This window comes from Faecalicoccus acidiformans (assembly GCF_014202635.1).
Taxonomy (GTDB): domain Bacteria; phylum Bacillota_I; class Bacilli_A; order Erysipelotrichales; family Erysipelotrichaceae; genus Faecalicoccus; species Faecalicoccus acidiformans.
In genome coordinates this window covers 82,926-91,444 of the sequence record NZ_JACHHD010000008.1, presented here as the reverse complement: position 1 = coordinate 91,444, position 8,519 = coordinate 82,926, and the positions used below count along the sequence as shown (strand labels likewise).

Here is an 8,519-nt window from a genome sequence, read left to right as displayed (position 1 = left end):
AGGCATATCCAATTACCTCCTTCGGTGGTACTGTTTCTTACTATTGTTATACGCTATTTCTCGTCAAAAATCAACCATTTGTTGTGACAGAGCCTTTGAAAATTATTTTATTTCTTTTATTTTCAATACTTTCAAAAATATTATTGAATCCTCCTTTGAAACAAGGTACTTTGAAATCACAAAGGAGGAAGTGTTATGTTCGCAAGACATTTAGAGCCTGATGAATTCTTAAATTCCCTGATCAAGACCCCTTGTAAAATCGTGCATCATATGATTTGTTTAGACAATGGAATTGCCGGTATCGTTTACGGTTTTGAACAAAAAGGTGTATTCTATTACCTGGACCGCTTCTTTCCTTCCAAGCTCAAGGAAAGCTGCCTTCAAAAGATGAATCGCTATGATCTTCATAAAGAGCTTTATGTGAAAATGAATTTGAAAGTTCATTTAATTTCGATGCAATAGAAAGGATGCCTATGTTTGCCGATTACCATGTACATACCGCTTTCAGCGACGATTCCGTCTACCCTATGGAAAATGTGATCCAAGATGCGATCGCAATGCATATGGATGAGATCTGTTTTACCGAACACGTCGACTATGGGATCAAATTCGACCAGGAGCCCGGAAAGCCCATACTCTATCGTGGAAATGAACCGTTGACCAACTGCGATTATCCTCTGTATATGAAAACCATTCAAGAGATGAAAAAGAAGTATGGCCATAAAATCAGAATCAAGACAGGTATGGAATTTGGGATGCAGAAACATACGATCCCACAATATCAGGCGCTGTTTGACCGCTATCCTTTTGACTTTATTTTGTTGTCAATTCATGAAATCGATAACCAGGAATTCTGGAATCAAGACTACCTGAAAGGAAAGAGCCAAAAAGAAGTCTATGAAGGCTATTACCAGGCCCTCTATGAACTTGTTTCTTCCTATAAAGACTACAGTGTGCTGGGCCATATGGATCTGATCAACCGCTACGATAAACAAGGGGCCTATCCTTTTGAAAAAATCAAACCATGGATCCAAAAAGTGCTTGAAGTTGTGATCCAGGATCAAAAAGGCATTGAGATCAACACTTCCTCCAAGCGTTATGGTCTCAAGGATTCCACCCCTTCAAAGGAAATCTTACAGCTTTATCACGATTTGGGCGGAACGATCCTGACAATTGGATCCGACTCCCATAAACCCGAACACTTAGGAACAGGCATCCAGGAAGCCAAAGAAATGCTCAAAGCGATTGGTTTTCAAACTTATTGTACCTTCGAAAAGATGACTCCCATCTTTCACAGACTATAACCGGTCGATCCGGTCTTTTTTTATAGATATTTTCCTGTGATGCTTTCGGGAGCATTCTTTATTTGTTCCGGTGTTCCGCACGCTACGATGCGCCCGCCTTCCTGCCCGCCCCCAGGCCCCATATCAATGACATAGTCTGCCTGGCGAATCACATCTAAATCATGTTCGATTACGATCACAGTAGCCCCTTGCTGGATCAATGACGCAAATATCTTCATCAAGACTTGCACATCCAATGGGTGTAAGCCAATCGTCGGCTCATCAAAGACAAAAATAGAATCGTGCTGAGCCTTTTTCATCTCACTGGCAAGTTTCAAGCGCTGAGCTTCTCCCCCAGACAAGCTTGGCGTCTGTTCTGCCAAAGTCAAATATCCCAATCCAAGCTGCGACAAGATTCTCAGGCGTTCTTGCACTTTCTTCAGATCTTGACAATGTTTCAAAGCCGTATCGATATCCATGGCCATCAGTTGCGGCAAAGATAAATCATGATATCGAATCGTCTCAGCCTGCTTGCTGTAACGAGAGCCGCGACATTCCGGACATGGAATCTGCACATCAGCCAGAAACTGGACATCCAGATCGATCTGCCCGGTTCCATCACAGACCGGACAGCGTAGTTTACCCGTATTATAAGAAAAATCACCCGCTTTATAATCTTTTGTCTGTTTCGCAAAAATCTTTCGCAATTCATCATGCACATTCGCATACGTCGCTACCGTTGAACGTACATTGATGCCGATAGGACTGGCATCGATCAATTTGGTATGCGAAATGCCCAAAGCCTCTATCCGTTTTACATGATCTGGCAGCGGCAGCTTCTTCAGCGAAGCTTCTAAAGCCGGAACTAAGCTTTCCAGAATCAATGTTGTTTTCCCGGAACCCGATACCCCGCTCACAACGCTGAGTTTGCCTTTAGGGATCCGGACTTCCAATGGTTTGACCGTATGAATCGCATCAGTCGATAAAGTGATCACTCCTTGATCAAAGAGATCTGCTTCATCTTTTTTTACGATCTGAGACTCGGCTTTTAAATATTGGCCAATAAGCGAATTTTGATTTTGACAAAGTTCATCCGGAGAGCCCTGCGCTATGACTTGCCCACCCTGCGCCCCGGCTTGTGGTCCCATTTCTATAATCCAATCTGTTTTTTTTAGGATCCCGATATCATGATCCACAACGACCACCGAATTGCCATCCTGGACAAGATCATCCATCACACCCGCCAACCCTTTCGCATTGGAAGGATGCAAACCAATGGAAGGCTCATCCAGAACATACAGAACACCCGTAGTGCGATTGCGTACAGCTCGTGCCAACTGCATGCGCTGTCTTTCCCCGGTCGAAAGCGTATTAGAGGCCCTGTCCAAGCTCAAATAGCCCAACCCCAGATCCATCAAACGTTTAGCCACACTCTCAAAAGACTCCACGATCCGTCCAGCCATCGGCCGCATCTCTATAGGCAAGGTTTCAGGTACCCGATGAACCCATTTCAAGGCATCGGCCAAACTCATCTGGCAGATTTGATCTAAAGAAAGCCCGGCGCATCGAGGAGCTCGGGCAAGCCTAGATAAACGCGTTCCATGACACTCAGGACAGTCTTCTTCCTTTAAAAACTTTGCGACTCTTTTCATCCCCTTTTCATCTTTGACTTTGGCCAAGGCATTTTCGACGGTATGCACAGCACTATAATAAGTAAAATCCAGCGGCGTAGCCGTTGTTGAATTTTTGGGTTGATACAAAATGTGCTTTTTGACCGGCTTGCCAAAATAGACAATCTTTTTTTCCTTTTCACTGAGATCCTTAAAAGGAATATCCGTTCGTACACCCATCTCCCGGCAGACATCTTTCATCAAAGACCACATCAAGGAATTCCACGGAGCGACCGCTCCTTCGTCGATGGAAAGATCTTCGTCGGGAATCAGCGTCTTAAGATCCACACTTTGTACTTGACCAGTCCCATGACAACGCAAACAAGCCCCAAGTGAATTGAAGGCAAGCTCTTCCGCAGAAGGAGCCATAAAATGTGTATGACAAACCGGACAGATCAGCTCCTGCCCAGCCGCCACCGCCAGACTCGGCTCTACTACATGCCCGTTTGGACAGACATGATGAGCGCAGCGCGAAACCAGCAACCGCAGACTGTTCAAAAGTTCTGTCGCCGTCCCAAATGTCGAACGGATCCCCGGAATGGCCGGACGCTGCCGGAGCGCCAAGGCTGCCGGCACATACAAGATCTCATCCACAGCCGCCTGCGAAGCTTGCGTCATCCTTCTTCGTGTATACGTCGATAACGATTCCAAATACCGTCGGGATCCTTCCGCATATAAGATTCCTAAAGCCAAAGATGATTTTCCGGATCCCGATACGCCGGCAATCCCGACGATTTGATGTAAAGGAATATCGAGATCGATATTTTTAAGATTATGTACTTTGGCTCCCCGGATTTCAATATGATCACATGTTTTGCGCTTTTGAACCGACATATAAAAAACATTCCTCCTCATGCGAGTTAACGATTCCTATCGCCTGAAGATATGCATAGAGAATCGTTGTCCCGACAAATTTCATTCCTCTTTTTTTTAGATCTTTTGCGAGCGCATCCGATAGATCCGAATGCGTTTGATGCGTTTCATAGTAGATCACGCCTTGAGTAAATTCCATGAGATAAGCACGAAAGGATCCCTTTTCCTGACGAATCTGTTCAAAAATTTTCGCATTTGTGATGGCTGCTTTGATTTTTAAACGATTGCGCACGATCCCGGGATTCTGGCATAAAACTTGTATTTTTTCTTCATCATAATCTTGTATGATCTTCCAGTCAAAATGATCAAAGGCCTGACGGAAAGATTCGCGCTTATTCAAGATGCACTCCCAAGACAGCCCCGCCTGAAACCCTTCCAGCACAAGCATTTCAAAAAGGTAAGGATCCTCTAAACACAAGACGCCCCATTCTTCATCATGATAGTGCACATAATCTTCGTTCTTCTCATTGCACCAGGAACATCTCTTCATTTTAAAACTCCTTCGTGTTTCAGAAGCCACTTTTTGACTTCGATTCCGCCGGCATAACCCGTCAACTGCCCTGAAGTCGCAATGACCCGATGGCACGGAACCACGATCGATATCGGATTGTGTCCCACCGCTTGGCCGACTGCCTGACAAGACATCGTCGCACTGATCCTTTTCGCAATTTCTTTATAGGCGATCGTTTCCCCATACGGAATCGCCAACAAGATCGACCACACTTGAATCTGGAAAGGAGTTCCTTTTAAATCCAAGGGAAAATCAATTTCCCGATTCTGACCATCAAAATACGCATCCAGCCACTGTTTGACCCGCTTGAATAAAGGCGTATCCTCTAAAATCTTCGGTTCATTATTCCATGCGCCAAATTCATGTTTTTGCCCCTGAAGCCAGATTCCACACAATCCCTTTTCACTTTGCGCCAACGTGTACTCCCCTAATATAGAGTTGTAAAGACAGATTTTCATAAGCTTCCCTCTTTTCCCAACCGAATTCGCAAACAGATCCCAATCGACCAGCAAACCCTGGCATAGATACTTTCTATCATGCAACACATCGTATGAGTATTTTTTCAATTGCGCATAAGATTTGATATACCAAAAAGTCACAAACACTTCTCTTACTCCTATTGTATTCAAAAATATAGTTTTAAGCACAAAAAAAGTCTGCATAATACAGACTTAAGATCCTGTGGTCGGGATGACAGGATTTGAACCTGCGACCCCTTGCACCCCATGCAAGTGCACTACCAAGCTGTGCTACATCCCGATAAAACCATTGTACTCTAAACCCTTGTAGAAAAAAAGTCCGACTTTGCGGACTCTAATTCTCGATATGGATCTCAACCTTTTCTTCCTGAGCTATGGCTTGGATCGCCTGAATCAATTCCTGTTTACACTGAATCTGCGGATCGAGACGATACTCTAAGCCTAACTGTTCATACTTGCTGGCACCTAGATGGTGAAGTTTTAACACATCGACACGCTCAACACAATCGCCCAGACTTTTCACAAATTGAAAACGGCTTCGAATGTCCGCAAGGTCATCGTTCCAGCCTGGTACGATGACAAGCCGGATCCATAACGGCTTTTTCAAATCTGCCATTCGTCTGGCATTTTCTAAGATCAACGCATTATCCGCTCCGGTACAATGCTGATGAATCTTCGAATCGATCGCCTTGATATCCAACAGCACCAAATCGATCTCTTTCAAAAGATCTGCCAAATCCTTCCAGGGAATATTTGCCGCCGTATCCAAAGCCACATGAATTCCATGCTGATGTAGAAGTCTGGCACTCTCCTTCACAAAGGATGCCTGCAATCCGGCTTCTCCGCCAGAAAAGGTCACCCCTCCTTGCGAGACTTCGTAAAATTCTTTATCCCGAATCAGCTGGTTCATCAGTTCCTGGGGCGTAACCATCTGTCCTTTGATTTCATAAGCATCCTTAGGACAAACATCGACCAGGCTTTGCCAATCCAAATTCTGAGAGCGATCGATCACACAACCAGAATCTGTGAATGTAATCGCATTGGGATACATACGTACACAAGCACCACAACCAGCACACCGCTGCTTATAATACATGCCTTTGATATTTCTCTCTAACAGTTCAGGATTTGCACACCAGACACATCTTAAATTACACCCCATGCAGAAGACAGATGTCCGAATCCCCGGCCCATCTTTGGTCGAATATCGCTGGAGATTGGAAATAAACCCTTCCATCCTATCACCACTCATTTTCCGTGCGCGCAATAATGGCCTCCTGGGCTTCAGGCATCAAAGAGATGAACTGAGCACAATACCCGGCCACCCTTACGATCAAATCTTTATAGTTTTCCGGATCTTTCTGCGCCTTTCGCAAAGTCTCGCTGGAGAGAACATTAAACTGATTATGATAGATTCCTTTTAAAACACTCACCTTTAAAAAGGCCACAAATTTATCCAGGTTCTCATCCCCGGCTAAAGCCCCCGGGGCAAAACGCATATTCAAAAGCTGTCCGGCCGCTACTTTATCATTGGGCAACTTAGAAACCGAATTGATGACCGCCGTTGGTCCATGGGTATCCGTTCCTTGCGTAGGAGAGCATCCTTCATTCAAAGGAGAACCCGCCAAACGGCCATCCGGCGTAGCCCCGACATCAAAGCCGTTTGGAACATACGATGTAATATTCGATGTCGACATCGTGTAACAAGATACTTCCGGTCCCTTTCCGGTTCGTAAAGTTTTATAGTTCGGCAACAGTTCCAAATACGAATCAAACACCTTTTTAACCCAGGCATCGACCTCATCCTCATCATTGCCAAACTTCGGTACATTCATGACCAGCTTACGAACCCTCATCCCCTGAACACCTTGCCAATTTGTTTCCATGGCCTCGTAAAGCTGCGACCAAGTCAGAACTCTATCATCAAAGATCAATTTCTGAATCGCCATCAAACTGTTTCCAACGATACTGGGACCAATGTTGGATTGCGAAATCACATCGTATTTACAACCCCCGGCTTTTAAAGTTTTACCCAATTTCATACTGTTATCGATCAGACAGGATGCGAACGGATCTGCATCATAGATTTCTAAAGACGCATCGCAAACGGCATCTGATTCCACGGCAAGATCCGAATAAAACCGAAGTGCCTGTTTCCAGGCTTGCCAAAGCTGATCCATGTTCTGATAGTCTTCCTTTTGAAGATCCAAAAGCTGGATTCCCGTTTTAGGATCTTTCCCATGATATAGAACGATCTCCAGCACCTTGCCCCAATTGACATAAGTCATGCCGGTGGCACGATGTCCATATTTGCCCGGCACGCCCGTTTCCACGCAACCGATCGGGCAATAATCCAGGGCATCTTCTTTCATGATCCCGATATCGATCAAAGCTTTGACTGCCACTTCATCATTGAACATCGAAGGCATGCCACATCCTGTACGAATCAGTTTTGCCGCCAAACGAATCAAAGAATCTGGAGTTTGTTTATTGTAACGCATCGAAAAATTAGGTTCTGCCAAAGCCGTCAGATTCATCGCTTCAATGCAGAGATAAGACAGCTCATTGGTGCCGTCTTTGCCATCGGGTCTATAGCCTCCGATAACCAGATTGGAATACAAAGGATACCCTTGAGAAAACTTTGTATGCCCATAAGGACGCACCTTATTTTGAGAAGAGTTCATGAGAAACATATGCGTGATGATCTCCAGTGCTTTTTCTTTCGTCAAGACTTTCTTTTGAAGATCTTTTTGATACAAATTCCACATATATTGATCAAATCTTCCGTAACAAAAGGAATGCCCGTTCGATTCTATCATCTGTAACAGATGAATCATATAAACGGCTTCGCACCCTTCCCAGAAAGAACGAACCGGCCCTTCCATCAGATCAGCAGCCATACAGCTCATCTGATTCAATTCTTCTTTTCGCTTTGGATCTTGTTCACGATTTGCCAGCGTTTTCAATAAAGCGGCATAGCGTTTAAAGAAATGCAGAGCGCCTTCCAAAGATATGATCACCGCCTGATAAAAATCATTTTGTTGCGACGTCAGCCCCTCCTGTCTGATTTTTTGGCTTGCTTCCTGGATCAAGGCACGAAACCCCTTCTGCAGGATCATCGGATGATTGGGAACGATATGCCCATCTCCTGACATCGAGATCCCACCCAAATGCAAAACTCCTTGTTTAGATGCCTGGCGAATCGTATGACTCAGATGACTTTGTACTTCATCTTCATGTGTGTGTCCTTGCCAGAAAGAAGCAATCGAATATAAATCTTTCTTCACTTTTTCGGAGCACAAAAAGACATCTCCTGAACGTTTATCAAAAGCTGTAGCTCCATTTCTTCCATCCAATTCATCCAGGATCCAATCGATGGAATATTCCGGAAAAATCGGAGCCGCAAAGTTGGAACTGGCTTGATTGCCAAAAATCAGACTGTCTTCTTCAATATAGATGGTCATATTTTTTAATGTGTGACAAAACGCTTTTGCCTTGCGGAGGATATAAGGATCCTCAGTCGTCTTTTTAAAACTCTCTGTATAAAGAAGTGCCCGCTGGCTGCAGATCGAAGCTTGCCGGTTGGCCATTTTAATCTGAAGCCGCTCCAGACGCACCATATCTAAATCGTTGTTTTGCGGCTGAAATTCAAGAAATGTTCTCATGTCTTTTTCCTCCTTTTTTAATTGTATGGTACATTTAA

The 8,519-nt window shown here is 44.5% G+C and carries 7 protein-coding genes and 1 tRNA gene; 2 read left to right on the top strand and 6 right to left on the bottom strand.

What is annotated here, in order from left to right:
- Window positions 1-195: 195 nt before the first annotated feature.
- The gene (locus tag HNQ43_RS05155) at window positions 196-462 is read left to right on the top strand and encodes a hypothetical protein (protein WP_183375442.1); all 267 of its coding nucleotides are present in this window, start codon (window positions 196-198) and stop codon (window positions 460-462) included.
- Between the two features lie 5 nt (window positions 463-467).
- Window positions 468-1,304: a histidinol-phosphatase HisJ family protein gene (locus tag HNQ43_RS05150; RefSeq protein WP_425321253.1), complete on the top strand. Its 837-nt coding sequence runs from the start codon at window positions 468-470 to the stop codon at window positions 1,302-1,304.
- Window positions 1,305-1,324: 20 nt separating this feature from the next.
- Here the strand turns inward: HNQ43_RS05150 and HNQ43_RS05145 are convergent, their stop codons facing one another.
- The 6 genes from HNQ43_RS05145 to HNQ43_RS05120 all read right to left on the bottom strand — a co-directional run bounded on the left by HNQ43_RS05145 (window position 1,325) and on the right by HNQ43_RS05120 (window position 8,481).
- Complete coding sequence (locus HNQ43_RS05145; RefSeq protein ID WP_183375440.1) at window positions 1,325-3,787, bottom strand: excinuclease ABC subunit UvrA; 2,463 nt, start codon at window positions 3,785-3,787, stop codon at window positions 1,325-1,327.
- Window positions 3,759-4,316 carry a DNA-3-methyladenine glycosylase I gene (locus HNQ43_RS05140; protein ID WP_183375438.1) on the bottom strand — a complete coding sequence of 186 codons (558 nt, stop codon included), beginning with the start codon at window positions 4,314-4,316 and terminating at the stop codon, window positions 3,759-3,761. Before HNQ43_RS05140 ends, HNQ43_RS05145 begins: the two co-directional genes overlap by 29 nt.
- The gene (locus HNQ43_RS05135) at window positions 4,313-4,936 is read right to left on the bottom strand and encodes a methylated-DNA--[protein]-cysteine S-methyltransferase (protein WP_342353958.1); all 624 of its coding nucleotides are present in this window, start codon (window positions 4,934-4,936) and stop codon (window positions 4,313-4,315) included. The genes HNQ43_RS05140 and HNQ43_RS05135 overlap by 4 nt, the downstream gene beginning before the upstream one ends.
- 83 nt (window positions 4,937-5,019) lie before the next feature.
- Window positions 5,020-5,096 (bottom strand) — tRNA-Pro (locus HNQ43_RS05130).
- Window positions 5,097-5,150: 54 nt separating this feature from the next.
- Window positions 5,151-6,083, bottom strand: coding sequence for a glycyl-radical enzyme activating protein (locus HNQ43_RS05125; RefSeq protein ID WP_221247997.1), 933 nt, complete (start codon window positions 6,081-6,083; stop codon window positions 5,151-5,153).
- Window positions 6,058-8,481 (bottom strand): glycyl radical protein, encoded by a 2,424-nt coding sequence (locus HNQ43_RS05120; RefSeq protein ID WP_183375436.1) that lies wholly within the window; start codon window positions 8,479-8,481, stop codon window positions 6,058-6,060. The genes HNQ43_RS05125 and HNQ43_RS05120 overlap by 26 nt, the downstream gene beginning before the upstream one ends.
- Window positions 8,482-8,519 lie beyond the last annotated feature (38 nt).